Origin of the sequence: Mechercharimyces sp. CAU 1602, assembly GCF_024753565.1 — a bacterium.
In the GTDB taxonomy this organism is placed as follows: domain Bacteria; phylum Bacillota; class Bacilli; order Thermoactinomycetales; family JANTPT01; genus Mechercharimyces.
Genome location: NZ_JANTPT010000001.1, coordinates 354,859 through 377,242, shown reverse-complemented (window position 1 = coordinate 377,242; position 22,384 = coordinate 354,859). Strand labels below are relative to the sequence as shown.

The window sequence follows — 22,384 nt, the reverse complement described above, 5'->3', positions numbered from 1 at the left end:
CTGGTTAGTTGGATACGAATTCCCCCTGTTCATTTAGGTATCCCACTAGAACAAGTACGTCGAATAAGTTGTCATGAGGTAAATGTGGATTAACCACAACCTCCGCCGCCTCTTTCGCTACTAGGCGAAGCCCCTTAAGTTCATAATGATATTTAACTAACGTTTCAGTGACATTCTCCGACGCAAGTTCCAGTAGCTCCTTTTTCATCTCTTCCGACACTTCGTTTAGCACTCGCAACAACCTTTCCTTCTCGTATTTATCCATCTGCATCACCATAGATACGCCGCCAACCCTAACGAATTCACAGAGTTAACGTTCAAAGAACATCCTGCGGCTTTCGCATGCCCTCCGCCACCGAATTTCTGCGCAAACTCTCCGAGATGAATGTCACTTTTCACAGTCCGGAAGCTAACGGCTTTTGGCGGGTTCACCATGGCTACGATGTCAATGTCTTCGTTGACTTTCGCGATTTCCTCTCCTAGGCTCGATAGATATCGATCTGCAAAAACAATGCCTACCGTAAATCCTTCGACTACTAGACGACGGACTTCGGATTTCTTCTTCTCGATGTAAGCTGACTCTTTTTCCGCTTCAAGCTCCAACAGTAGTTCTTCGTTAGCTGAAAAATTAGTAGTAAAATATTCGAATTCGTGAGGTCTCGCAACAAAACGTTCTCTCCCAATGATGTAAAGTAAGTCATTCATTTTCTTCGGTTTTAAGACACCGTAACGCGTTTTCCATTCCCAAGTATCATATCTACGTACGAGTTCAGCGAATTCGGAAAGCATGGGATTCGTTCGGATATTCGACATGTGAACTTGTAGCCATTCATTAAATAAGCTGGTTCCACTCTCCTTGCCTTTAATCCCTTTCACAATAACTGTCGCCCAGTCGTATTTATTGAGCCATAGAGCTGTCGCGTGGTGGTCGATCAACATGATTTTATCCGCAGCAGTATCATTAATTTTCTCGGCTACTTCTTCAGCAACCGAAATATCTGTAATAAAAATTGCATCGTATTCATCCGTACCCTCATTGAGAAAATTCGTGACTTTCGTATTGATTTCGTTATAATCACAGTAATCTACATTGACGTTGTCTACTCCGAAGAAGGAGCGACATACGATCGCGCAACCAACACCATCAAGATCCGTATGCGTAAATAGCTTCACTTTCTTTGACACCGAACCACTCCTTTATCGTTTTTCCTTCGCCCCACCGACGGCTAATCTCGATGTCCGTTTTATTCGGAACTCGCAACTTCACCGTATCCAGAAACACGCTTTCAAACTCCTTTACATCCGCCAAGCTGATCGAATCCGGAGCATACACGCCAATCTCATCATGCACTGTCAGCGCCATTTGCCATCCCTTTCGCTTGCACAGTTTATCCAGTTCTATCATCGTCAGCTTCGTCTGGATTGCCGCGCTCCCTTGAATAATGGCGTTAGTACACTGCCGCTCCGCCCGTAACCTCATCCATCGATCACGCGAGTTGATCTCCGGCAGTCTCCGCTTCCTCCCTCCCAACATCTCAACGTATCGATTCCGACGAGCAAATCGGATGTTTCCGTCAATCCAACGCTTTACCTTCGGATGCTTTTTGTAAAACGTCTCAATGAAGTCCTTCGCCTCTTTCTCCGTGATTCCCAATTGTTCCGCAAGTGTTTTCGGTGAGGTTCCATACATGACCGCTAATATTCCGGTCTTCATCATCTTTCTCCATTTCGAGCCGTCACCACATTCACTTAGAGGTAAGCCGAATGTTTCGGATGCTGCCGTACTATATAGGTCTCTCCCTTCACGGTAAGCGTTGATAAGGATGTCTTCATTCGAAAAGTGGGCGAGAAGCCTCGGTTCTTGTTGCGAAAAGTCGCCGGATAATAACACCTTTCCTTTCGGTGCAACAAAGAGTTTGCGTGCATAATAGGGTTGGTTTTGAAAATTGGGCTTGCTTGACGAGAACCTTCCTGTCGCGGCACCGTTTTGGTTGAACTCACCGTGTAAACGCCCATCTTTGTGTACTTTTCTTGGAAGGGTTTCTACGTAAGTTCCGCGCAACTTCGTTTTCTCCCGATAGTCAAGAAGTAGATCTACACCTTCGTGATGCTTCCGTAAGGTCTCTAGTGTCGCCGCATCCGTTGATTTCTTCTTTCTTGCCGGGAGGTGCTTACCCAATTTCAAGTCATCATACAAGACTTTCATTAGCTGTTGCGGACTGTTGAAATTAATGTCGCCAAAGTGTTCTCGTAACTTCTGATGAATCTCGACTATCTCTAGCTGTAGCTGTTCCCCCAGTTCTTTTGCATACTCTTGATCAATAACGAATCCTGTTCGCTCCATATCCACTACGATTTCAATTAGCGGGTTCTCAACTTTTTCGTATGTGTTCAGTACCTTCGGTAACTTCTCCATGTGCTGACGCTGAAATTGATAAAGTCGCCAAGAAATATCCGTATCCTTTGCTGCGTACACCAATGCAACGTCTATGGGAACCTCTCTGAACGATGCGTCACCAAAAAGTGCTTTAAAATTGTCCGATGGAACCTTTAGATATTTCGTTGCTAACCTCTTCAAAGAATACGCCTTCCCGTTTTCGTCATGTACCTCGTTCTCATTCAACAACTTCATAGCTTCCTGCGTATCCCAAGCTAATCCGCGCATCCGTACGCTATGTCGTAGAAACATGTGCATATCGAATTTCGCGTTATGCAATACCTTCCCGATGCATTCTTCCTCCAGAATGCCGTGGATCTCTCCCAATACGTAGTCCCTCGTCAACTGCTCGCAATTCTCGTGAGCCAGCGGAATGTAAACGTGATAGTCAGCGTTTGGCAATGTGAACGAGATCCCCACGATTCGATCCGAATACACATTCAAACCTGTTGTCTCCGTGTCTACCGCGATAATTGGTTCATTGTACAAGTCCTTAATTAATTGGTCTAACTGCGGAACTGTTGTCACTAGACGATAATTATCCGGCGTACTCTCGACTAACTCCTTAAGCTTCCGTTCCCGATTCCGTTCCTGCAACTTCTGCCAAATTCGCAATGCCTCCGCCTTGCTAAACCGCTTCAACTTCCCGCTTTTCGAAAAAATGTCCTCGGAGGAACGGGCAATTTCGCCCGCCTCCATACTCGCCTTAACCTCCTTTAATTTTTCTGTGTCGCGTTCGTTATTCTTCATCTCAAAGATCCGGTTCCAATCGTCTTCGCTCGGTACCGCCGCCTTTCGTCTAGATTCCGCTTCTTTGACTCGTTCTCGACGCTTCTTTTCCTCTTCTTCCTCCTTCATATTAAGATTTAGAGTTAGCTGCTCCATGGCTCGCCTCCTTTTACGAATGATAATCGGCTCTACCTGCGACTACCCCTAAAATCCAGCCCGCTATCCAAAGTAGCAGTAGATTACCAAACCCATAAAAAATCCTGTCAATCTCAAACCCTATGGTCATCAATACAATTGCGCAAATTACCGAATAAAAACTCTTATTTCTTCTAAAATAACTCTTCATTTAACCCTCCCCTTCATGTTCGTTTTTAATTTCGTCCACTTCTTTAATGTCGTCTTACTCGCCCAATATTCGCTGAATCCGACATTTTCGATCAGATATACGTCTTCGCCACATACGCCTATGAAATAATCAGCGTCTTCTTTCGTATACCTCCCTCCGCTTCTTCGTGCCTCGACGACTATCGCTCCATTGCGATCCTCACGAACTCTACATGTCTTGACTTGATACGTATGCCAGACGCCTGTTTTCGGGTGTTTTGCAACGATGTCGTATGATTCCGTTGCGACAGGTTGCGCGATTTCATGTCCATTTGCGAGAAGCGCAGTCTGCGCTAACAATTCGCTATGTTTACCTACGTTTGCCGTTTCCGTCGCTATTCGCCTTCCTCCTCTCCTTCCATCTGAATAACCATAATCGCAATATCCTCCAGCAACAGATCCGCCTGCTCCCTCAGATGACAAACGAATGAGGCCACTTGGTCTGCGTCATCGAACCCCATCTTCGGAAGCTCCTTTTCGAAAAAATCGTGTGCCCTCTTCTCCATGTCTCCGTCACGCGGAACTTTCATCGTATGGCTAGCCGTATGAACTCGAAACAAAATATCTCCTCCTTAGAATGGGTAGTTATCGTCGCCGTTGTCTCCTTGACCTTCGTCTTCAATCGGAGTAACTTCGTCTTCAACACCTAACTTCCTTACGTCAAATCCAAACGCTTTCAAGTCCTCTATTTGCTCCTCCTCTTTACGTACTTTTAAGACCTTTTCATACAACAGATCATCAAACGCCTTCCCTGCTGTGCTTTCAAAATGTTTGCGCTCTTGTTCCGTTAGATCGTCCTCGTCAATAACCGGAGTCAACGATACCTTCGTAGCCATTTTCATTCCCTCCTTTGACAACTCAAATGGAAATGTGCCGATCTTCTTCGTATACTTATCGATAGCGGATATTACGGACTTCGCTTGGTTTTTCGTGAGATCCACTATGAGGGGTAACCCGTCTTCAAGGTTAATGAATCCGAAAAGATAGCGTGGTTTCGCTTTTAGTTGATACGCCTGATCCCGTAGCACCTGTTTCTTATCTTCGTCTTCCTCTTCGTTGACTTTGGTATACAAGTGATCAACTGCCTTATCGTAATAATCCTCCTCTCCTCCAGGTTTTGTACACGGAGTTGTGTAAAACTTCCCGAAAACACCGTGCGCAAAGTATTCGACGAAATCTTCCGTCGATGGAACACGAACCTTAAACGATGATCCGCTTTTTAGTGACCGCAGTACTTGGGACACGTCTGCCTTCTCTTCATTCGCCGACTCCGCCGCCTGCCGCCCCTTCTTCGCAACGTACGACAATATATCGTCCTCCTTCATAATGTTTTCGAGCTTCTACGCTCGCGAAACGGTACTAGCTCTGAGGTTGGCGTTATGATACCGCTTCGCCGACATAGAAGCCTAGTGTCGGCGCTACCCCATAAAGACGAGACTCTTCGAAATCTGGCGATGTTCGTCTTGCATTGCTTTGATGTCCCCCTCTACTTGAACGAGGTACTTTTCTATTCCTCTTATATGCGCTTCAATAGCGTTCTTTTTTGTGTCCGATTTAGTTTCATATTGTTGAATCCGTAGCTCCGCAATGTAAAGACCCCATTCCAACTTTTCACGTTCAGTTTTACGTATAGTAGCTTTTATTGTCCTAGCGTATTTCCGTTCCTCTTTCGCAACCAATTCCCGAATCTTCTCCTCTGTGCCCTTGTGTTTTAATTTCTCCACCCGATAAACTGTTTTTATGAGCGAACCATCACGAGTTGTAATAATGGAGTATTTACCGTTTGCATACAGTAAGCCTTCTTCACCTTTACCTCCGATTATTTCTGCAATAAATCGAGCATCCGTTATTAAATTCTTGATAAAGTTTTTCGCTTCTTTATACGGGCGCCGGAAATAGTACGCTTGAACCCTTTTAACAGCATGATTACTTATTTTCACATTAACGTTTAAGCTCGTCACAGATTATCAACTCCTTTAAAACTTAAATTCTGCGATAGTTTTAGTAGTCATATTGAACAGATCGCGGTGTTGACAGGAAAAATGTATCGGCTTAGAATAGATACAAGAGAGAAGTTAGCGTCATTACTGTGTTTTCGTAGTGGCTGAATATTTTCTACAATAATTGGGTGTATGTTTTGTCGCAAAAATTGCTATAATTATAATAGAGGGAAAACGGAGTTGTCAGCTCCGCCCTCTACGTGTTAAGTGTCTACGCCAAAGCCGCTTGACAACGTTTTTTGAATCGTTGGACGTACTTTTGTTGAGTGGCTACAGCGGAACCGCTTCGGAGGGCCAACTCTTTAGCGGCTTCGGTATCCGTCAATCCGTCCAACCAGCATGAGATTACTCGCTTATTTTTTTTAGCGTCGCCGCGGGCCAACGCGGCGACCTTTTCTATTATCATTCCCTCTGTCTCCTGTTCAAGCAGTGTCTTTTCAACGTCCTTCCCTCTATCTGGTGGATCATATCCGCTTTCTGTTAAACCTTCAAGACTAATTTCGATACCAGGTCTTCTGTTCTCAGCTAAGAATTTGGATCGTGTGCGCATTATGTTTTTCTTGACCAGCGACTCAAATTTCCCTTTTCCCTCGTCATACTTCTTCAACGCCCTCTTTATGCTGCAATAACACTCCCAACGAAATGCGCTCTCGTCTTTCAATCTGTGCCATATAGCATCGGCTTCCCTCTCAATTAGCTCACTGAATCTTGAAAAGATCTGATTCTCCGCTTCGATTGAACCGTGACGCGCTCTACGTATTAAATTGTTCAAGTCTTCCACTTAACAGCCTCCTTTGTACCCCTCACTTTAACTAACGGGTAAATCTAATAGATTTGAGGACACTTTTTCGAAAAATTTTTAAATCTGAATTTTCTTTCCGATTGTTTATTCTAATCATACCAACCATAGTACAAGTCGTCAATATACAAGATCACTTTTTTGATGTTTACGATTAATTTATTATATGATAAGATCAAGTAAAGTGTGAAAGGAGGCGATAAAAACTGATTCGGAACAATTTACCCATCACAATGGCGAAACTAGGATTGCGAACTAATAGAGAAATCGCCACACTTACAGGAATGAGTGAACGCGCTATTGGAATATTAATGCGTCCAACTTACTTTGAGGAAGACAAACGCATCTACTTCGGCACCATCGAAAAACTTTGCAACACGTTCAACATCCAAGTAACCGACATATTCGAGTACGTCCCCGACGACGAATCCTAGTCGTTATGTACGCCGGACATCCGCTCCGGCGTTTTTATATGGGTATCTTTAACGCCTCCACTGATTCCGCTCCTTCGATACATCTACGCAATTCCTCGCCTGCTCCGACCTCATTTACATCCTTGCATCCGTCAGGCAAGTGTACTATCGCCAATTCCATGTATCCACGCAACTTTTCCACGACCTGACCGCGCAAACCCACGCCTGCCTGGTCGTTATCTGTCGCAATAATAATCTTTTCCAAGGAACTATTAGCGATAATTTCTGCCTGCCTATCGCTAATCTTTGCGCCTCCTACAGCAACCCCCGACATTCTCAATTCCTTTACCGTCATCGCGTCAATTTCCGCCTCGACAAGTACCGCTTCTTTCGCATCTTTACGCTTCACGATGTCCATTCCGTAAACCATATCGCGGATCGGCATCCCTCCGCGTTGGTACCAGAACGACTTTGAATCAACTTTACGGTATTTGACGTTTCCAAGTTCCCCGTTCGGCAAAAACCATGGGATCACGATTGCCTTCCGCTTCCTGTCATATCCCACGCCCATCTCTCTCTGCGTCCTCTCCGAAATTCCTCGCTTCGCCAAGTATGGATGCCGAAACTGATACGGTTTCAATATCTCCAAGTCCAACGATCGTCTCTTCGTCTTCTCCTCGACAACCAACGGTTTTAACGTCAGTTCATCAGGAACATCTTCCTCACGGCCATCTCCATATTTCTCTCGTAGATACTCCCGCGTCTCCTCTTCCGTTTCTTCGCGAAGAAACGCCAGCAAACGAAAGAACCCGCCACGCTGATATTCGTATCCTCCCGAATCACCCCAATACCCCGCTTTTGAGTCATTCTGCGGATCATCTCGCAACCACACATAAAACGAGGGCCGATGGTCATCTTCACGAAACGGACTGCAAGCGCGGAGTCTACCGTCAGTCCACTCTGCATCACGCCATTCGAATTCGCGTAACTCCTCTTCCACGTTAAAATTCAAATTGACCCGCCCCTCCAGCTTCATCTCCCATCGGAACTTCACGAACGATGCCGTAATTCGGAAGGTAGATCAGCTCGACTTGCGCTCCCTCTCCGCCATTGCGTCCTTTTCCAAGATCGATGATCCCACGACCATCGAGTGTATCGATTCCGAAGGTGTTTGTCGCGTCCTCGAGAACAGCTTTCGTCTTCTTGATTTCCGCCCTGCTTGGCGCTTTTAGCAGCCGATTGCCGTCATCATCTTTGTCGTTCCGAATCTCTTCAGATTGAGTAATCGCATGGATAACGGTTTTCGTTCTTCCGGCAAGTTGACGTAACTTCTTTGAGGTATTCGCTGCGTCCCCGCCTGCCGTACGCGTTGTATTCGCCTCATAATCGAGGTAGTAAAAGGGGTCGATGACCACTACGTCAGCTTCTGTTTCGATTATGTCTGCTTCCAATTGACGGAGATCCCGTCGGATAAAGTCTTCGTCGTCAGCAGCGCGGATAATAAGGTTACCTGGAATCATCTCGTGGACTACTGAAAGGAACGTTTCTAAGCCCTGTTCAAATTCTTCCGTCAATGTCGCCATTAACAAAGCGCGGTTATCGAAGCCACATTCATAGTCCAATCCGTCTATCTGTTTATTAAAGATTCCTTCACGAGCGGAGATCATTGAATACAATCGAGCCATGATTTCGAAACGAGCCATTTCCATTCCCCAAAACAAAACGTTGGCTCCTTGGAACGCGGAATTAAGTGCTTCTGTTTTCGTAATAACGGATTTACCTCGCCCGCTCCTTGCGTACCACGTATAGAGATTTCCTGAAAAATACCCTCCGATCTCATTATTGATTGTAGGGAACACAGACTTCCATATCCGCAGAGATTCGCCTAGCTTTCTCTTCTTGTACTCCTCTAGGAACTTATTCGAGTCATATTTAACACTAGTTCCGACATCTGCTCGAACATTTGTTTTCATTTTAATCTTCTCAGCCTCGGAAATCAACCAGTTAATGAATGATTCTCCGTCATATTCAGAGAACTTTTCCACAGCATCATCTTGAAGCATTTTTTGAGCAAATTGTTTGGCTGAATGTGACTTGATCTCTCGCACAAGGTATTCGTAGTCATCACCAACATTTGGGTGGTACTCGAAACCCTCGACTTCCTCCGCCACCGTCCGGAAGTCTGGCGCTGTCCCTCGGTTCTTCTCTGCGTAATCTTGGACAAATCGATACGCTTTCTTTTCCGACTCGGTAGCAAGATGGTATTCTTCGACTCCAAACCGAACGAGCGCTTTCGGATCATTCGAGTCAATCACTTTAGAAAACAATTTCATTCCTGCGTTAGGCACATATCCATCCCCTTTCTTCAAGTTAGTCCTCTTACCTTTTTGTAAAATTAGCCAACTCAGTCACCATGCGTTCATGTTTCTTTTTCCGGTAGCTTTCTCCTTCGAACTCGATTGGCAGGCACAAATCGCGAACTCGATCCATAATTCGCAGATCGTACACTCTCGCCAGTCCTTCAATATTTATATTGGACGTATATACTGTAGGCATCTGATTCGCAGATCGGTAATTAATTAGCTCCTCCACATCCCCACGAAAAGCCTCGGTACAACGCCGAACGCCGATGTCGTCGATTATCAAGAACGGCACCTTCTTCGCAATGTCAAACCACTCGTAGTATCGTCTCGATGCCTCCTTCGCTTGATCCTCGTCAACATGCGAACGGTTAGCCGCGTTGTAGCGACTCTGCCATGCATTAAAATCAAGGAAAAAAACAGGGCGGTCTAACGGTTTCCGCCCTTGTTTGAGTGAACCGATATAGTGCCTAATGAGGTATTCATTCACCAAAGCACAGGCTGTCGTTGTCTTCCCTGTTCCGGTGTTTGCGCTGTATAGATATAGCGACTTGATACGCTCGCCGTTCTCCCCGAACTGCCGCGAGAAAGTTCCTACATACTGTTCGATTATTCCGTATACTTCGCGTTGATTTTTCCGGATAGGAGACGTATCAACGGTTACTTTCGCATAGTCCTTCGGTATATTCGCGTTTCCGATACGACCACCGCTTCCGCTCGCTCCATGCATCGCGACAAAATGCGGACATATACGCGTGCATTCCACCGATCCCGCTTTCGTACACACTCCGCTTAGAATACAGTTTTTCTCGTTAGTCGCTGTCATGGCGTTCCTCCTTTTCTTAATTTTTGATTAACTGCGTTTCCGAAACCACCAATCCCAATCTCTTGACGATGAAATCGACTCCCTTCGGTGTTACATGCGTCGTGGCAACGTTCACCACTTGACCGCCCATTTGAATCGTACTTTCCTTCACTGTGAAAAATCCTGCATCGATATATCGCTGGTATGGTATATTCCGTCGGCTGCCATCCATCAGTATCTTTTCGTCACGCAGCCTTGCAAATAGCTTGTAGGGACCGAATCCAATTGCCTTCGCCACTACACCGACAGTCTGCGAATTTTCACCGTTCATGAAGATGTCGTAGGATTTCGCCTTAGGAATCATCGTTTTGTTCTCTTTTTTTAGGCGTTCATTGTCTTCTGTTAAATCCGCTGCTAAACGCAGAGCATCAGGTAATGTTTGCGGGATGTCAAACCGATTCATCACAAGTTGCTGTTCTTTAAACTTCTCTTCAACCGCTATGAAATGAAGTCGTACCTCTCTTCCGCGTTCATTATCCTCAATCATCCCGATCTCCTTTGCTGTGCCGAGCTTAAGGTAGTACTCCTTAGAAGGTCTCCCTCCGGTACTTTTTGATAAGCTTATCAAAAAGTCTACTCGCTCTTTAAATCCGTACTTTTTAATCCGTGACTTGATCCAGTTCGAAAATTCCTGACGACTTCCCAAAAACCCATGAAGCTCCCTTGCGTTTACGATGCGTTCCTCGTTTTTATTCTGATACACAGGGATCAACTCATTATCAATTACTTTGAAGTCAGACATATACATTCTCCTCTCAATTCTTTTTGATAAGTTTGTCAGAAACTTGATCGTTCATTTAACAGTTTTGTTAAACGAGACTTCCTTTTACATTCACCCATTTCAGCAAACGACTGACCATGAATTAATACCCACCCCATCTGCTAAAAAGGAAATCCCAATCCATACCGTGAGAAAGTATCTGCTTGCTTCTTCAATTTTCGATCTGCGAATATCCGGCCCACCACTACACCTATCATGCAGTCGAACAGATACTCCTCGCTCAGCTTCTCCACGAAAACTGCATCCATGATACTTTCTGGCTTCTTCCGTCCGTATGACTTAATCCATTCCTCTTTTTCGATACTGAACAACGAGCAATACTCATCACTTGTCAGGCGCATCTTCAAGTCATCTGCCATTTCTATGAGTAGGAGGGCAGAATCGCCAAAATGCTTCTTGTAATGCTTATACTGTTCTAGCGTCAGTTCATCGCGAATACTCTCTAATTTCCTACATATCAATTTCAGGGTGATTACCATGTCCCTAAAATTCTTTTTAACCATCCTTCTCTGTGCTAGTTCATCTTCATCAATATTACGCACCTCATCCAGAAATCTGTGAGTCATCCTTGAGTAAAGATCTTTGTATTTGTGAAAGAAATCAAAGTCGATCATACTCATTTCGCAACCCCTCCTACTAGTAAATTCCGTGTTTCAGCATCGAGTACAAACGTACGTATCCCTACTACGCCTTTCTGCGTAACTCGTGTTTGCAAACAAATCCGACCGTTTATCGTCATCTCTTTCACTTCAAACCACCCCTTGTTCATATAAGTTTGATACGGTCTCATGTCTCCGCGTATGTTTTTGAAGAGGATGCCACTTTCTCTCAAAAACTCGTTCATTTTATTCGGTTTTGCACCGATGAGCTTCGCAACATCCCGCAGTGACATGGTGGTATTCGTATCAACTAAGGCATCGTAGACTTCTGCTTTTGGTGCCATCATTTTATTCGATTCTTCCACCTGCTTACGTAGTTGACGCTCTTTCGTCCAATTGTCAAAAGCCATCTTCGCTAACTCGAACTGCTCATCTTCGGACATCCCTTCCGTATTGAACGCCTTTCGATGGTTCGTCTGTTCTTCGGCATCTAGTAAGTAATCACGGACAGCCTTGGCAACTTCGCTTTTTTCTAATGTCATCCCGATTCGGAGAACTGCACGTCGTGGGACTACTACAAATGACGCCGTCCGTTTTCCAATTAAACCCACCGACTTCATGTCGGTCAGTTCTTTCCCCCTTAGAACCTTCAAACCATCCGACTCAACTTCCAACCGATGACGTTCGATGATTTTTTCAATCGTTTTCTTACTCACTTCGTAATAATTCGCTACCAATCCAACCGTTGTATGAACATCATTTGGTAGTAAAGCCAACTTCTTCACCTTGTCTAAGACCTCCACACGATCAATATGTGCTTCGCGTAATGATCGACTTTCCATCAACGCCGCACTGCTGATCATTGTCTTTTTACTCATACTCAACCTCTCCCTTTTGATTTAGTAATTACGTACGTCTTCCACTGTCCGTCCAGTCAATACGCCATTCATACGATTCACGTACCCTTCGACCTCTTCGTTAAGTTCCTCAAAGGCTTCGTTTTCTTTATGAGTATCTATTCGATCATAAATCACTTTCGTTTTAGCATCTTCGTACTCTTCCAACAAATTCATGAATAGTTCCGACAATTCGTGTTGCAACCGTACGATCTCCGTCTCCGCAGTAACCGCTCGCTCTATTGCTTCCTGCCATCCTTCACGAGACTCCGCGATGAACTCCGCGTCCTTTTTGTTTGCGTACTGGCAAATGAACTCCCATCCCTTTTCAAGTTTCCTATCAACGTGATGGAATTGTCCGCTTTCGCAATACGCATACCACGGTCCATCCGTTGCTTGCTGGCAGATACGTAAGTCGTTTATCAGATTTCGCATATACTGACTCCTTTCATCTCATTTATAGTCCATGTCTCCCAAGATCAAAATTCGTCCATCTTCTCCTCGGCGAATCTTATCTCGAATGATCACGCGTTGTAGACAATACCCCATATACGTACACATGAAGTATAAATTCACTCCTGGATAATCCGCGCTAGGACGATAGACTTCGAAACATTCGTCAATGAATTCCTTCACGATTTCTGTCCCGTAATGCTCGATTAATTTACCGATTTGCTGATATTCTGATGCGGTATTCCCTCTTCTTGCGTAGGGGAGACCGTATATCTCTTCATGTCTGTCTTCTAGATAATGTAGAAACGTTATCTCCGACCAATTGTCTACCTCTATCCTTCTCCAGTTGCAAATTGGAGTACCCACAATAATCACCCCTTCTCCATTTAATGACGCGGTTCAGACAGCTTCTTGATCTTGTAGTAGTCATCTTTCGTATTAAGGATTTCCATAGGTTCCGACAACCTTTTTCCGCAGCTACAGACTACATACATTACGGGTACATAAACCGCAATTACGTTTGAACAGTTAGGGCAATCGTAGATGTACGCGGTACTCATCGTACAATACCGTCCCATTGTTCGAAATTCTTAATTGTTTGTTTAATCTGTGCTTTCTTCTCTTCTTTTTGGTGAATTTCTTCCTCGTAATCGTTAACAAGATCGCGTACATCCCTTATAAGATCCCCATCAAATGTATGAATCGGGACATCTACATACGTTAGAAACACGTTTTTAAAGCCTATAGTCATCGCTTTTTTGTTTTTTTCTCCATATAACTTAAGACGGTAAGCTGAGAACATACTCCACGAACGATCCTCTATCTTGACTAGATATTTCCTTCCAGTCTTTTCAGATATAACTGGATACTTTTTCAACCTTTATCCTCTCCTTTTCTTTTTAACTGACTGCGCGAACAAGGTACTTGACACTGTCTTTTTCTAGGTACAATGGCTCTAGGTTAACTGGTTATCGGTAAACATTACGTATAGGTAGCTTCAACTTTATCCGTATACCGTCTCCTAACCACCCCTTTCTGCGTCATCGTTTACACGGAACTTTAATCAGCGTTACAAGGAAAGAGCTTCAACTTGACACGGTTCTTCATCTGCGGATTCTTTCGAGAATATCGAAAATGGATTCATCTCTGTAAAGAAGTACACCGTATTCGTAAATCGTTGCCCTTCCGTCCTCATCTGGTATTTCTCCACTAACGGCTCGCCTTGCCATCGGTAATCACAAAGTGTTTTAATCCGTTTATTCGCAGATTGTCTAGATACTCCGAGTCTTACCGCAATCAAATCTTGCGAAGGAAAACATTTGCCGTTCTTATCGATGTAAGAAGCCAATACACACAACGTCTGCCATCGTTCAGCGCCCATGTCTCCGATCATGCCGTCATGCGTTGCGGAAATCTTCATCTTGACGAAAACTTCGTTTTCCATTTTCACGACCTCCTCATTGTTTTGATAACGATCTTTCGATTTTCCCTTCTCACTATATATATAGGGGCAGGGTGACCTTGATCTGATAACACTTTTCCGAAAAAAGTTTCTGCGATTTTCCCCTCACTATTTAATGGGGCGAACCACCTCCATTTCGAGGACGTTTTCGCGAAATTATTTTCTCTTTTGTCGTCCTCATTTATATACACTCACTCTTGATCTCAAATTAGGACACTTTCTGCGAAAAACTTTTCTTTTTTGTCCCTCTACAATGTTTAGAGTCAATCGTCAGTGGTTCTGCGCACTTTTTCCGAAAAAAGTTTTGATTAATTTCGCCCTCACTATATTAGAGGTACCTTCACCCCACTTCTGCGCACTTTTGATGAGAATTCTATCTCCTTTTTTCATCTCACCTTAACTAACGGGTAACTGCTCTTCGTTTGAGGACACTTTCGAAAAACTTTTTCAGAAATCACCTAATTAAATCCGTTATAAGATACGCTCCATCGCCACGCATACGAAACCATCCGATCACTATTTCCGCCTCTCGGTGCCACACGTAATCCCTCGACAACACTATGTATCGCTTCCGAAAACAAAAAAAATAACGCCCGCTAAGGCGCTACTAAATCGAATTCCTATCGGAACAGCGAACCTATCCGCGATACCTCTCCCATGTAGAAATCCAGCGTATACCATCCCGCCACTGCCCATGAAATCAAGCTGACGAAAGGGATTAGTGAACCGTGGCCCATTTTTTCAAGTGTCTTTTCCACGAAAGACGAACCTATCGCTACCCCGACAACGACAAACATCGGCTCCATGTTCAACACGATACTCGCTCCTTTCGTTTCTCATCGTAGAACTTTCGCACCTTTGAATTCTGAACCAGCCAGACAGCCGACTTCGTTGCCGCAACGCCATGTGCTACAACCATCGCTGTAATTGCAATACTCGTTAACGTTGTCATTCGCTTATCGCTCCCATCCAATCGTTATGTCCCCCCGATTACCATGCGCTTTGCAGATAAATTTATGATCATCTAGCCATGCGATTGAAATCTGTCCTATATCGTAGCTCGGATGCGCGTCCTGGATTTCTCGAATGAATTCGTCTATTCCGTGCTCTGCCACGTACCACTTTGTTTCTTCGTAATTAAATCTATAATCCGGATACCCCGCTTGGACTTCGAAAATATTCGCCATTTCACGTCCCCACATCATCGTAAATCCACCTCTGTTAAGATAATGTGCTTCAATCCCTCTAGCTCCGTGTCCAACGCCTTCCTTCGATACTCCGTCGTCGTCACGAACATCACAATCGGGAATTCGCCTTTCCATGCACCACTATCTCTTAGTTCGCGGTACAGCCGTATCTTCTCGCGGTTATCCGCCATTGACCGTGTTATGTCGACTTCGAGGAAATACTTACGGTCTTTTTTCGTGAACACAGCGTCAGGGCGCAATGTCTCCTGTTGAAATTCGATTTTCGGTTCGCTCCGCCATGTTTCCGGCATCACAGAGAGATACAGTTGATTGCGAAGGAGATAGTGGCCGATGTAAACCGTCTTCTTTCGGATTACTCGCGACCCGACTTCCTGACGTCCTTTCTTCGACAAGTAGTAGACCTTGACGCGTTCCGTCAGAAAGCTCTTCACGAAGCCTTCTTTCTCAAGACTCGCCATGAAGATACGCGTATTTCGATTCCCACCTAAGTCATCGTGTAGGCTACGCAGTTGATCCGCGGTCAAATAGTCCAAGCGCATCAACGTCGATAGTACCACTCTCATTCGGAGGTACTTTCGCTGTTTGAGTGCCGCGTTCAACTTCGGTCACCTCCTCGGAATGCTCCTGTTCCTCCTGGCGTTTCGGCACGTCTTTCAGAAGCTTTTTTGCGTTAGCATACGACAAGTGGAACGTCTGAACCTTTAGATCGTCTGTCTGTTGGTACATACACCTGCCTGGAATCCCCGGCAATTCCGAAGCCCTACCGTGGTCCAAGATGATTCTTGACTGGATATTATCACGAGTACGGAAGCAGACAGACGTTGAAATGTTCGTCTTGATTAAGCCGTCTACGATATCAGCGCTTGGTCTTTGCGTACACAGGACTAAAATTACGCCTGCCGCCCGACCTTTCGCCGATATTCTCGCCAGTGACGATTTGATTGCGTGTTTGGCGGATCTGTCTTGTTTCGGTTCGCCTCCTCTCTCCTTCAGATCCGCCAGCTCATCCATGACGAAGATCACCCGTTTCCCCTTCCACTGTTGTGATTCATTGCGACGGAGGATTTCGTATCTCCGCTCCATCTCCCGTTCGACTTTGCCGAGGATTTTCGCTGTTTCACCGAGAGTCGTTGAGAAGCCTTTCGTGTGTTCGATGCTACGGAATAAACCGAGTTCAACACCGCCTTTAAGATCCGTTAGGTACAAGTCGGTTTTCGTCTTCAACGCCAGTGATGTAAGTATGGAGCGCAGCAAAACCGACTTCCCTCCTCCAGCTATACCACCTACAAGAAGATGAGGGTATGATCCCTCGAAGTCGTAGTAAATCGTTTCACCAAGATGATCCACGCCAATCGGAACCTTGTAGTCATTTCTCAATAGCCGTGTCGAGTATTCGATTTCTTCCGGCAGATCCGCGTCGTAAATATCGATGTACACGCCTTCTTCCTTTTCGTATCTGATTTCGATGTCCTTTCGGAGAGATTCGTTAATGGCTGCTTCGCACTTCTCGATGTCCTCTGACGAAATCCCTTCGGGAAGTTTTAGATACAATCGACTTCCGTATTGTGCTTGACTGATCCGACGCACTCTTACTCGCTTCTTCTTATTGTTTTCGGTTACTTCAATTCCGTTATTCCGAAGTACCGATTGAACCTTTCGCGATTCTTTCGTTAGATGGAAGAGGCGAATCCCGCTATACGCAATCATTCCGCCGAATACCGTGTAGCTAATTATCACCCGTCCCACACCTTTCCGTTTGATTTCCTTTTGCTTGCTTTTTCGGCTCTGATCCGGAAATTAACGTTTTTGTTCGGTTTCTTTACCTCCTATGCGTTTATCTCCGTATACGTTTTTCCTTTACATTGAAACACCTCCTTCGGTGGCAGCGTCAGGGTGCTAATATCTGTGTTGTTTCCAGCCACCTCAGTCGGTGCGACGTAGGCATCTGAATTACGCGAATATACACGCTAGACCAACCCTCGCATCAATTCCGCATCTTGATCGTCTTCTGTGTTGTCGATTGATTTCGTAACCTGCGCTATCTGCATTGGAGTTCCTTGACCTAGACGGTAGTAATCAAGTGCTTTCTTTACGAACCCCGACTTGTTTGGACGCTTTATCACCATGTCGTAAAGGAATTTTTGATCCGGATCACTGATGTTGAAGACGATTGCGATCTGACGATACCGATTCATAATAACCGCTTCCCGATCTCATAAAAGCCTTGCGCATTGGCGTACTTAGGATCAGGTACGGCGGTTACGTTTGGGAAATGGCGCTTAAAATGCGGAATCAAATCGTTTGCCATCGCCCCTGCCGTAATTACGGTATCCTCCGCGCTCCACTTCTTCGCGACTTCTCCGCAAATGCGCTCTGCGAGATGCTTGGCGCTTCTGGTCTTAGTCGTATCTCCCCCGAACTGCAACGTTCCTGATTCGCGATCAATGTACTCTTTATCCTTAAGCGTCAAGAAGTTCACTGTCTTTGCTCCGACATCAATAATCCGAACTAAACCACGTTGAGGATTCGCCCAAAAAGCTCCGCCTCCTTCGATGCAAACAACTACCTCTTCGATCTGGATTAGGCGCGATATTCCGTTCACTTCGATCCGATGCTTTCCAGTTATCAGTTTTTTCATTGACGCTTTCTCGTCGTCTGAATGCAATTCGACTGGTAGCCCCGTCACAACGCTTACCTTCCCCACTGTGTTCGCCTGATACACAGCAACAAGCGTTAAAATTAACGTTTGCTCATGCGCCTTGGTATCTGTCATCATGCTTCGATGGAATTCGGACTCACGAACAGCTAAGTCGCCGATAAAAAGACGTTCTCCTTCGTAAACTACTTCGATCTCATTTTCACGCTTCTTACCGATATTTAGCTTCCGCCATTCGCCTATTACAGCGGGAAACGCGAACTTTCCGTGACGATGGACGACTTTAACTTCCGACCTTCCGCAATCAACCGCGACTAACATATCATCTCGCCTCCTTCAATACACTCGATCTACACTAGAGGTACATCGAGTGTAAACATGCAGTACCGTAACCACACTGTGGGTAGATCGAGTGTACACTAGATGTATATCTGTGGATGAATTTTATATTCGCATTATTTTCTATGGACAAGATAAGTTTTTCGATCCATAAATTCGATCAAAAGAGGTCATTTCGATTAATTCGCATAAAACAAAATAAAATTCGTAATATTGAATCATATCTGCGTTCGAGTTAAACTAAACGTAGATTATAAGGGGGACGAGTATGGATAAAAAATGGGTGATTTCTCTAGTTGTCGGGATCTTCGTAATTGTAGCGGGAGGAATCGGAATTGGGGTTTTCGTATTCGCGGATTCTGGGATGAGCGATGAGGAATACGTAAAAGCAATTAAGGATGCAGTGGAACCGTTTGAGGTTGCCACAGGGACATATTATGATGAATTAGACACAGGGATCGGTGGCGAGGCACTTTTGATCAGTATGGAAGCGGAAAAGGTAATCGAAAAAATACAAGGTCTCGCACCAAGCGGTAGATATAGCGACACCCACAACAAGCTTCTTAATTTCCTGAAAGAAGCGTCCACTTCGTGTAATAAAGTCTCACAAGCATCAGTCGAAGGTGAAGAAACAAGAGAATTAAAAAGTGATTGTTCCTCTTCTTATCGATTAATTGTAAAGACAAAAGAGCAAATCGTAGAGTTAAGTGAATTAAAATAAACGAAAAATATCGAAGCGGCGTATTCCCGATTTGGAACCACCGCTTCTTTTCTATGTTATCGGTCTCGATACTCACTTAGATACAATTTTCGATATGCATACTTATATTCCCTCCTCAATCATTACTTTTTGAAATTACATAAAATACAAAAATAGTTCAACTAGTATATTGCATTTATATAGTCAAAACTGTATAATATGGGCAGGTTGCATTAAATCAGGAGGTGCGGAAGAGTGGAGTTGTTCCAACGCAAGCAGCTTGGAGAATTGATTCGTAAAATTCGTAAATCGCGCGATCTTCGTATGGAGGATTTAGCCGATAACAATGCGTCGCCCGCCACGATTTCAAACGTTGAACGAGGAGTGCCGCACGTCTCAACTGATAAAATTTATTATTTACTGGAAGAAAAGCTCGGTGTTGATCGTGATGAGCTGCCTGAACTAATGTTAGACCAGCAAGAAAAACTGAGTGTTCTACGCGAAAAATTGCGTATGATAGAATATCTTTGTCAGATAAACAAGCCTGAACGAGCACTGGAAAAGTTAGAAAAAATAGATATCGATTCAGAAGTACATCCGTACGCACCGATATTCTACCGCTTAAAAGGACACTGCTACGAATTATCTAATGACTTCGAGCGTGCTGAACGTCTATACGTTGAGTCCATTAGACTTTCCCAACAATCCGAGTATGGGAAGTTGGACAATGAAGTCTCCATTTGCTTATCTTCAATCGCATTCTGTTCATACTCTCAAAATGATATATATAGGGCGATTGACTATGTAGACCAAAGCCTCCAAGCATTTAGCCTTTCTAGCGAAACACCAGATCTCCGTTACATATTGATCCATGACAAAGCAACGTATCTAAGCCGAGTAGGACGTAATGCAGAAGCCCTCAAGACGCTGGAAAACCTCAAGGAGAGCTTGAATGAAATAAAAAGACTCGACATTATTTTGCCTATTTATGATCTTTTCTCTAAACTTTCCTTGGAAAACAAGCTATATGATGATGCGATTCAATACGTAAAGTCTGGAATAGATCTAGCACAACCAACACAACAATATGCGCATATTTTTGGGCTGTGGACTACACTCGGTAGCATTTATCTATCTACTAAGCAACTCGAGCGCGCTGAGGAATCCTTTGAGATGGCAACTCAAGTCGAGAAGCTTGTCAACTCCCGCATCATTTCTACGCTGTATTCACGGCTTGGTGCGCTATACATTCATCAAAAACGTTGGGATGACGCTCTTTATGCAGCCAACAATGCGCAAGAGAATGCCGAAAGACATGAAGACTTCCCTAAATTGGTTGAATCCTTGATGGTGCTTGGAGACGTATATCGGTGGCAAGGAGAGCCGCATCGGTCTACTCCTATTTACGAGAAAGCACTCAAACTTTCACAAGAAAATGACCTCTTACACAAAGAGCTTCAGATAGCCTCAAGGCTGGCTAAATCTTGGGAGAGCCTAGACCAAAAGGAATTTAACCGCTATTTACGCCATATGTATGACCTACAGACTAAACATAAAAATTTCTTTTTTGAAGGAGCTGATTACCTTGAAGGGTTGGCTTAAAACCGCTATTCTTGCGCTGATTGTTGCTGTCCTCATTCCGATAGGTTCGCACGATTCGTATGCAGCAGACGATCCTATTAAAACAGAACCCATCGTTAGGTGAATGCCAGGGCATTATGCCCTGGCATTTCTTTTTCTAACCCTCTTATTCCCCTCCATCACTAATCCCAGAAGTCTTCGGATCAATCAAAATCCCGATACCTACGAGAATCGCCATCAACATATCGAAATAAATTTCATAACGATCCGCGATAACCTGCGAAAGAATCCCCTCTCCCACTAGAAAGTACAGTACAAACGAAGATACCGAAGCCCAAAACCATCCATTGCGTAAACGTGATTTCCAATCTATACCCATACTACTTCAACTCCCTTTCGATCTTAAATTCGGTATTTTCTTGATTCTTCTTCATCGCTTTTTCCGCTTCTTCCAGTATCACATTACGAGCGTTTTCGTCGATGTCGTAATAACCGATTTGTTTTCCGTCCTTCAAAACACGCCAGTATTCCTTCCGCTTCTTCGGTTTTTGTACCTCTTTCTTCCCAAACATCCGCATCCAGTTATAATCACCGACTTCACCAGATTGCTTGATCCCTTTTTTCTTCTGCCAATTAATTAGGCGTGACTTCGTTTTCGGACCAAAATATCCATCTGATTTCGTTCCTACAATCTTTTGCACGGCTTCTACATCTTTCCCATATTGCATTGGATTCGTATATTTCAATGTACGAGAAAATGTAGCCCCATTGGGTGCTTTGTTTAGTTCATCAGGTTTAAATTGGTCAAAAGGATTTGGTTCTTTCGTCTTTTCTTTAAGCGTTGCTGTATAGTCAAAAACTGGACATTGCTTCCACTCGTATCCGGACAATTCGCAATGCCCTAGAGTCTTCTTATAATTAGGAAGCGCTCCCGTAAGATACGCGTGAAGCCGACGTAAACACTCCTTCTGTGCTTGTGTCGGTTCTTCATATCGGAAATCTCCACTCAAACAAATACCTACGCAATAGCGATTGTGGTTTCCAACATGATAGGACATCACACCAAGGCTATGACAGTACTTAATTGTTCCGTCCGCTTCAATTACAAAGTGATATCCTATTCCTGGCCACCCCAAACCAACGTGGTACCTCGCATATGATTCAGCATTAGATCCTGCCAAATTGCGTTTTGTTAACGAGTGATGGATTATAATGTGGGTTTTAGAATTGACACCATAATCACGATAGCTTCCTCTTCTTTTTAATGTTTTGCGAACATCCTTAACCGGAACTCCTAAGTCAAAAAGCCCCATTTATTCATCATCCTTTCCCCTTAAAATCTCGATAGCCTCACGAACTTTCGGAGGTATCGGAAGCCCCATTCGCCCGAAATTCTCGACAATTGATAAGCATTCGTTTGCAATATAAAAAGCCACCGCTCCATCACGAAGCAAGTGACTTTCGCCTAAAAACTGATCTAAAAGGTGTGCAACCGCTACGAATGCGAAGATGAGAAGTTTCTTTGATATACCACGCATTCCTCTTCTGCTAGATAATCTCCCCTCCCTGCCCGCAGCAGCAAATCCCGTGAGAAAGTCAATCGACACGAAAACCGCTAATATCGTCAATGCTTCCGACCACCCTCCCCACATAAACGATGCGACCGCACCTCCAAACCCAACTAAAAACTTAACGTAAACTAACTGATCAATACTAGCCATA

Annotated in this window: 32 protein-coding genes; 3 read left to right on the top strand and 29 right to left on the bottom strand. The window is 44.4% G+C overall.

Annotated elements, in window-relative coordinates:
• Positions 1-4: 4 nt before the first annotated feature.
• The 9 genes from NXZ84_RS02020 to NXZ84_RS01980 form a co-directional block, all read right to left on the bottom strand.
• The gene (locus tag NXZ84_RS02020; RefSeq protein WP_258838632.1) at positions 5-277 is read right to left on the bottom strand and encodes a hypothetical protein; all 273 of its coding nucleotides are present in this window, start codon (positions 275-277) and stop codon (positions 5-7) included.
• Positions 271-1,185, bottom strand: coding sequence for a DHH family phosphoesterase (locus NXZ84_RS02015; protein ID WP_258838631.1), 915 nt, complete (start codon positions 1,183-1,185; stop codon positions 271-273). Before NXZ84_RS02015 ends, NXZ84_RS02020 begins: the two co-directional genes overlap by 7 nt.
• Complete coding sequence (locus NXZ84_RS02010; RefSeq protein WP_258838630.1) at positions 1,145-3,322, bottom strand: DNA polymerase; 2,178 nt, start codon at positions 3,320-3,322, stop codon at positions 1,145-1,147. Before NXZ84_RS02010 ends, NXZ84_RS02015 begins: the two co-directional genes overlap by 41 nt.
• A 13-nt stretch (positions 3,323-3,335) precedes the next feature.
• Positions 3,336-3,512 (bottom strand): hypothetical protein, encoded by a 177-nt coding sequence (locus NXZ84_RS02005; RefSeq protein ID WP_258838629.1) that lies wholly within the window; start codon positions 3,510-3,512, stop codon positions 3,336-3,338.
• Entirely contained in the window at positions 3,509-3,850 is a 342-nt protein-coding gene (locus NXZ84_RS02000) for a hypothetical protein (RefSeq protein WP_258838628.1), read from the bottom strand. Before NXZ84_RS02000 ends, NXZ84_RS02005 begins: the two co-directional genes overlap by 4 nt.
• Positions 3,851-3,885: 35 nt before the next feature.
• Complete coding sequence (locus tag NXZ84_RS01995) at positions 3,886-4,110, bottom strand: hypothetical protein (protein WP_258838627.1); 225 nt, start codon at positions 4,108-4,110, stop codon at positions 3,886-3,888.
• 12 nt (positions 4,111-4,122) lie between these two features.
• A complete protein-coding gene (locus NXZ84_RS01990; RefSeq protein WP_258838626.1) occupies positions 4,123-4,857 on the bottom strand; it encodes a hypothetical protein in 735 nt (244 codons plus the stop codon).
• A 111-nt stretch (positions 4,858-4,968) separates the two neighbouring features.
• Positions 4,969-5,511, bottom strand: a complete 543-nt coding sequence (locus NXZ84_RS01985; protein ID WP_258838625.1) for a hypothetical protein — start codon at positions 5,509-5,511, stop codon at positions 4,969-4,971.
• A 250-nt stretch (positions 5,512-5,761) separates the two neighbouring features.
• Positions 5,762-6,100 carry a hypothetical protein gene (locus tag NXZ84_RS01980; protein WP_258838624.1) on the bottom strand — a complete coding sequence of 113 codons (339 nt, stop codon included), beginning with the start codon at positions 6,098-6,100 and terminating at the stop codon, positions 5,762-5,764.
• Between the two features lie 482 nt (positions 6,101-6,582).
• Between NXZ84_RS01980 and NXZ84_RS15175 the strand changes: the two genes are divergently transcribed.
• Positions 6,583-6,783, top strand: coding sequence for a helix-turn-helix domain-containing protein (locus tag NXZ84_RS15175; protein ID WP_396653994.1), 201 nt, complete (start codon positions 6,583-6,585; stop codon positions 6,781-6,783).
• A 34-nt stretch (positions 6,784-6,817) separates the two neighbouring features.
• Here NXZ84_RS15175 and NXZ84_RS01975 read toward each other — a convergent pair whose 3' ends face one another.
• The 17 genes from NXZ84_RS01975 to NXZ84_RS01895 form a co-directional block, all read right to left on the bottom strand.
• On the bottom strand, positions 6,818-7,774 hold the full coding sequence (locus tag NXZ84_RS01975; protein ID WP_258838623.1) for a toprim domain-containing protein: 957 nt from the start codon (positions 7,772-7,774) through the stop codon (positions 6,818-6,820).
• On the bottom strand, positions 7,764-9,131 hold the full coding sequence (locus NXZ84_RS01970; RefSeq protein WP_258838622.1) for an AAA family ATPase: 1,368 nt from the start codon (positions 9,129-9,131) through the stop codon (positions 7,764-7,766). Before NXZ84_RS01970 ends, NXZ84_RS01975 begins: the two co-directional genes overlap by 11 nt.
• Positions 9,132-9,141: 10 nt before the next feature.
• On the bottom strand, positions 9,142-9,948 hold the full coding sequence (locus tag NXZ84_RS01965) for a P-loop NTPase family protein (RefSeq protein WP_258838621.1): 807 nt from the start codon (positions 9,946-9,948) through the stop codon (positions 9,142-9,144).
• Positions 9,949-9,964: 16 nt separating this feature from the next.
• Complete coding sequence (locus tag NXZ84_RS01960) at positions 9,965-10,729, bottom strand: phage antirepressor KilAC domain-containing protein (RefSeq protein WP_258838620.1); 765 nt, start codon at positions 10,727-10,729, stop codon at positions 9,965-9,967.
• Between the two features lie 140 nt (positions 10,730-10,869).
• Positions 10,870-11,388 (bottom strand): hypothetical protein, encoded by a 519-nt coding sequence (locus NXZ84_RS01955; protein ID WP_258838619.1) that lies wholly within the window; start codon positions 11,386-11,388, stop codon positions 10,870-10,872.
• On the bottom strand, positions 11,385-12,245 hold the full coding sequence (locus NXZ84_RS01950; protein ID WP_258838618.1) for a phage antirepressor KilAC domain-containing protein: 861 nt from the start codon (positions 12,243-12,245) through the stop codon (positions 11,385-11,387). The genes NXZ84_RS01955 and NXZ84_RS01950 overlap by 4 nt, the downstream gene beginning before the upstream one ends.
• 21 nt (positions 12,246-12,266) lie before the next feature.
• Positions 12,267-12,698, bottom strand: a complete 432-nt coding sequence (locus NXZ84_RS01945; RefSeq protein WP_258838617.1) for a hypothetical protein — start codon at positions 12,696-12,698, stop codon at positions 12,267-12,269.
• 18 nt (positions 12,699-12,716) lie between these two features.
• Positions 12,717-13,082, bottom strand: a complete 366-nt coding sequence (locus NXZ84_RS01940; RefSeq protein ID WP_258838616.1) for a hypothetical protein — start codon at positions 13,080-13,082, stop codon at positions 12,717-12,719.
• A gap of 190 nt (positions 13,083-13,272) precedes the next feature.
• On the bottom strand, positions 13,273-13,593 hold the full coding sequence (locus NXZ84_RS01935; protein ID WP_258838615.1) for a hypothetical protein: 321 nt from the start codon (positions 13,591-13,593) through the stop codon (positions 13,273-13,275).
• 192 nt (positions 13,594-13,785) lie between these two features.
• Positions 13,786-14,160, bottom strand: coding sequence for a helix-turn-helix domain-containing protein (locus NXZ84_RS01930; RefSeq protein ID WP_258838614.1), 375 nt, complete (start codon positions 14,158-14,160; stop codon positions 13,786-13,788).
• A gap of 638 nt (positions 14,161-14,798) precedes the next feature.
• Positions 14,799-14,990 carry a hypothetical protein gene (locus tag NXZ84_RS01925; RefSeq protein WP_258838613.1) on the bottom strand — a complete coding sequence of 64 codons (192 nt, stop codon included), beginning with the start codon at positions 14,988-14,990 and terminating at the stop codon, positions 14,799-14,801.
• Positions 14,987-15,130, bottom strand: a complete 144-nt coding sequence (locus tag NXZ84_RS01920) for a hypothetical protein (protein WP_258838612.1) — start codon at positions 15,128-15,130, stop codon at positions 14,987-14,989. Before NXZ84_RS01920 ends, NXZ84_RS01925 begins: the two co-directional genes overlap by 4 nt.
• Positions 15,131-15,134: 4 nt before the next feature.
• A complete protein-coding gene (locus tag NXZ84_RS01915) occupies positions 15,135-15,383 on the bottom strand; it encodes a hypothetical protein (RefSeq protein WP_258838611.1) in 249 nt (82 codons plus the stop codon).
• Positions 15,380-15,919: a replication-relaxation family protein gene (locus NXZ84_RS01910; protein WP_258838610.1), complete on the bottom strand. Its 540-nt coding sequence runs from the start codon at positions 15,917-15,919 to the stop codon at positions 15,380-15,382. The genes NXZ84_RS01915 and NXZ84_RS01910 overlap by 4 nt, the downstream gene beginning before the upstream one ends.
• On the bottom strand, positions 15,888-17,093 hold the full coding sequence (locus NXZ84_RS01905; RefSeq protein ID WP_258838609.1) for an FtsK/SpoIIIE domain-containing protein: 1,206 nt from the start codon (positions 17,091-17,093) through the stop codon (positions 15,888-15,890). Before NXZ84_RS01905 ends, NXZ84_RS01910 begins: the two co-directional genes overlap by 32 nt.
• Positions 17,094-17,353: 260 nt before the next feature.
• Positions 17,354-17,581, bottom strand: a complete 228-nt coding sequence (locus NXZ84_RS01900) for a hypothetical protein (protein WP_258838608.1) — start codon at positions 17,579-17,581, stop codon at positions 17,354-17,356.
• On the bottom strand, positions 17,578-18,363 hold the full coding sequence (locus NXZ84_RS01895; RefSeq protein WP_258838607.1) for a ParM/StbA family protein: 786 nt from the start codon (positions 18,361-18,363) through the stop codon (positions 17,578-17,580). Before NXZ84_RS01895 ends, NXZ84_RS01900 begins: the two co-directional genes overlap by 4 nt.
• A gap of 286 nt (positions 18,364-18,649) precedes the next feature.
• Here NXZ84_RS01895 and NXZ84_RS01890 point away from each other — a divergent pair, with 286 nt between their 5' ends.
• Both NXZ84_RS01890 and NXZ84_RS01885 read left to right on the top strand, forming a co-directional pair.
• Complete coding sequence (locus tag NXZ84_RS01890; RefSeq protein WP_258838606.1) at positions 18,650-19,102, top strand: hypothetical protein; 453 nt, start codon at positions 18,650-18,652, stop codon at positions 19,100-19,102.
• Positions 19,103-19,336: 234 nt separating this feature from the next.
• The gene (locus NXZ84_RS01885) at positions 19,337-20,683 is read left to right on the top strand and encodes a helix-turn-helix domain-containing protein (RefSeq protein ID WP_258838605.1); all 1,347 of its coding nucleotides are present in this window, start codon (positions 19,337-19,339) and stop codon (positions 20,681-20,683) included.
• Between the two features lie 145 nt (positions 20,684-20,828).
• On the opposite strand, the gene NXZ84_RS01880 is transcribed toward NXZ84_RS01885, so the two are convergent.
• Genes NXZ84_RS01880 through NXZ84_RS01870 form a run of 3 tightly spaced genes read right to left on the bottom strand, consistent with a single transcriptional unit; the run spans position 20,829 to position 22,383 of the window.
• Positions 20,829-21,041, bottom strand: a complete 213-nt coding sequence (locus NXZ84_RS01880; RefSeq protein WP_258838604.1) for a phage holin family protein — start codon at positions 21,039-21,041, stop codon at positions 20,829-20,831.
• Between the two features lies 1 nt (position 21,042).
• Positions 21,043-21,975, bottom strand: a complete 933-nt coding sequence (locus NXZ84_RS01875) for a peptidoglycan recognition protein family protein (RefSeq protein ID WP_258838603.1) — start codon at positions 21,973-21,975, stop codon at positions 21,043-21,045.
• Positions 21,976-22,383, bottom strand: coding sequence for a phage holin family protein (locus NXZ84_RS01870; RefSeq protein WP_258838602.1), 408 nt, complete (start codon positions 22,381-22,383; stop codon positions 21,976-21,978).
• Position 22,384 lies beyond the last annotated feature (1 nt).

What these genes read in the sequence shown, in the direction of transcription:
- NXZ84_RS02020 (WP_258838632.1), bottom strand. Translation starts at nt 277, where the DNA reads ATGGTGATGCAGATGGATAAATACGAGAAGGAAAGGTTGTTGCGAGTG.
- NXZ84_RS02010 (WP_258838630.1), bottom strand. Translation starts at nt 3,322, where the DNA reads ATGGAGCAGCTAACTCTAAATCTTAATATGAAGGAGGAAGAAGAGGAA.
- NXZ84_RS02005 (WP_258838629.1), bottom strand. Translation starts at nt 3,512, where the DNA reads ATGAAGAGTTATTTTAGAAGAAATAAGAGTTTTTATTCGGTAATTTGC.
- NXZ84_RS01980 (WP_258838624.1), bottom strand. Translation starts at nt 6,100, where the DNA reads ATGCGCACACGATCCAAATTCTTAGCTGAGAACAGAAGACCTGGTATC.
- NXZ84_RS15175 (WP_396653994.1), top strand. Translation starts at nt 6,583, where the DNA reads ATGGCGAAACTAGGATTGCGAACTAATAGAGAAATCGCCACACTTACA.
- NXZ84_RS01965 (WP_258838621.1), bottom strand. Translation starts at nt 9,948, where the DNA reads ATGACAGCGACTAACGAGAAAAACTGTATTCTAAGCGGAGTGTGTACG.
- NXZ84_RS01960 (WP_258838620.1), bottom strand. Translation starts at nt 10,729, where the DNA reads ATGTCTGACTTCAAAGTAATTGATAATGAGTTGATCCCTGTGTATCAG.
- NXZ84_RS01955 (WP_258838619.1), bottom strand. Translation starts at nt 11,388, where the DNA reads ATGAGTATGATCGACTTTGATTTCTTTCACAAATACAAAGATCTTTAC.
- NXZ84_RS01950 (WP_258838618.1), bottom strand. Translation starts at nt 12,245, where the DNA reads ATGAGTAAAAAGACAATGATCAGCAGTGCGGCGTTGATGGAAAGTCGA.
- NXZ84_RS01945 (WP_258838617.1), bottom strand. Translation starts at nt 12,698, where the DNA reads ATGCGAAATCTGATAAACGACTTACGTATCTGCCAGCAAGCAACGGAT.
- NXZ84_RS01930 (WP_258838614.1), bottom strand. Translation starts at nt 14,160, where the DNA reads ATGGAAAACGAAGTTTTCGTCAAGATGAAGATTTCCGCAACGCATGAC.
- NXZ84_RS01920 (WP_258838612.1), bottom strand. Translation starts at nt 15,130, where the DNA reads ATGACAACGTTAACGAGTATTGCAATTACAGCGATGGTTGTAGCACAT.
- NXZ84_RS01915 (WP_258838611.1), bottom strand. Translation starts at nt 15,383, where the DNA reads ATGATGTGGGGACGTGAAATGGCGAATATTTTCGAAGTCCAAGCGGGG.
- NXZ84_RS01905 (WP_258838609.1), bottom strand. Translation starts at nt 17,093, where the DNA reads ATGATTGCGTATAGCGGGATTCGCCTCTTCCATCTAACGAAAGAATCG.
- NXZ84_RS01900 (WP_258838608.1), bottom strand. Translation starts at nt 17,581, where the DNA reads ATGAATCGGTATCGTCAGATCGCAATCGTCTTCAACATCAGTGATCCG.
- NXZ84_RS01895 (WP_258838607.1), bottom strand. Translation starts at nt 18,363, where the DNA reads ATGTTAGTCGCGGTTGATTGCGGAAGGTCGGAAGTTAAAGTCGTCCAT.
- NXZ84_RS01890 (WP_258838606.1), top strand. Translation starts at nt 18,650, where the DNA reads ATGGATAAAAAATGGGTGATTTCTCTAGTTGTCGGGATCTTCGTAATT.
- NXZ84_RS01880 (WP_258838604.1), bottom strand. Translation starts at nt 21,041, where the DNA reads ATGGGTATAGATTGGAAATCACGTTTACGCAATGGATGGTTTTGGGCT.
- NXZ84_RS01875 (WP_258838603.1), bottom strand. Translation starts at nt 21,975, where the DNA reads ATGGGGCTTTTTGACTTAGGAGTTCCGGTTAAGGATGTTCGCAAAACA.
- NXZ84_RS01870 (WP_258838602.1), bottom strand. Translation starts at nt 22,383, where the DNA reads ATGGCTAGTATTGATCAGTTAGTTTACGTTAAGTTTTTAGTTGGGTTT.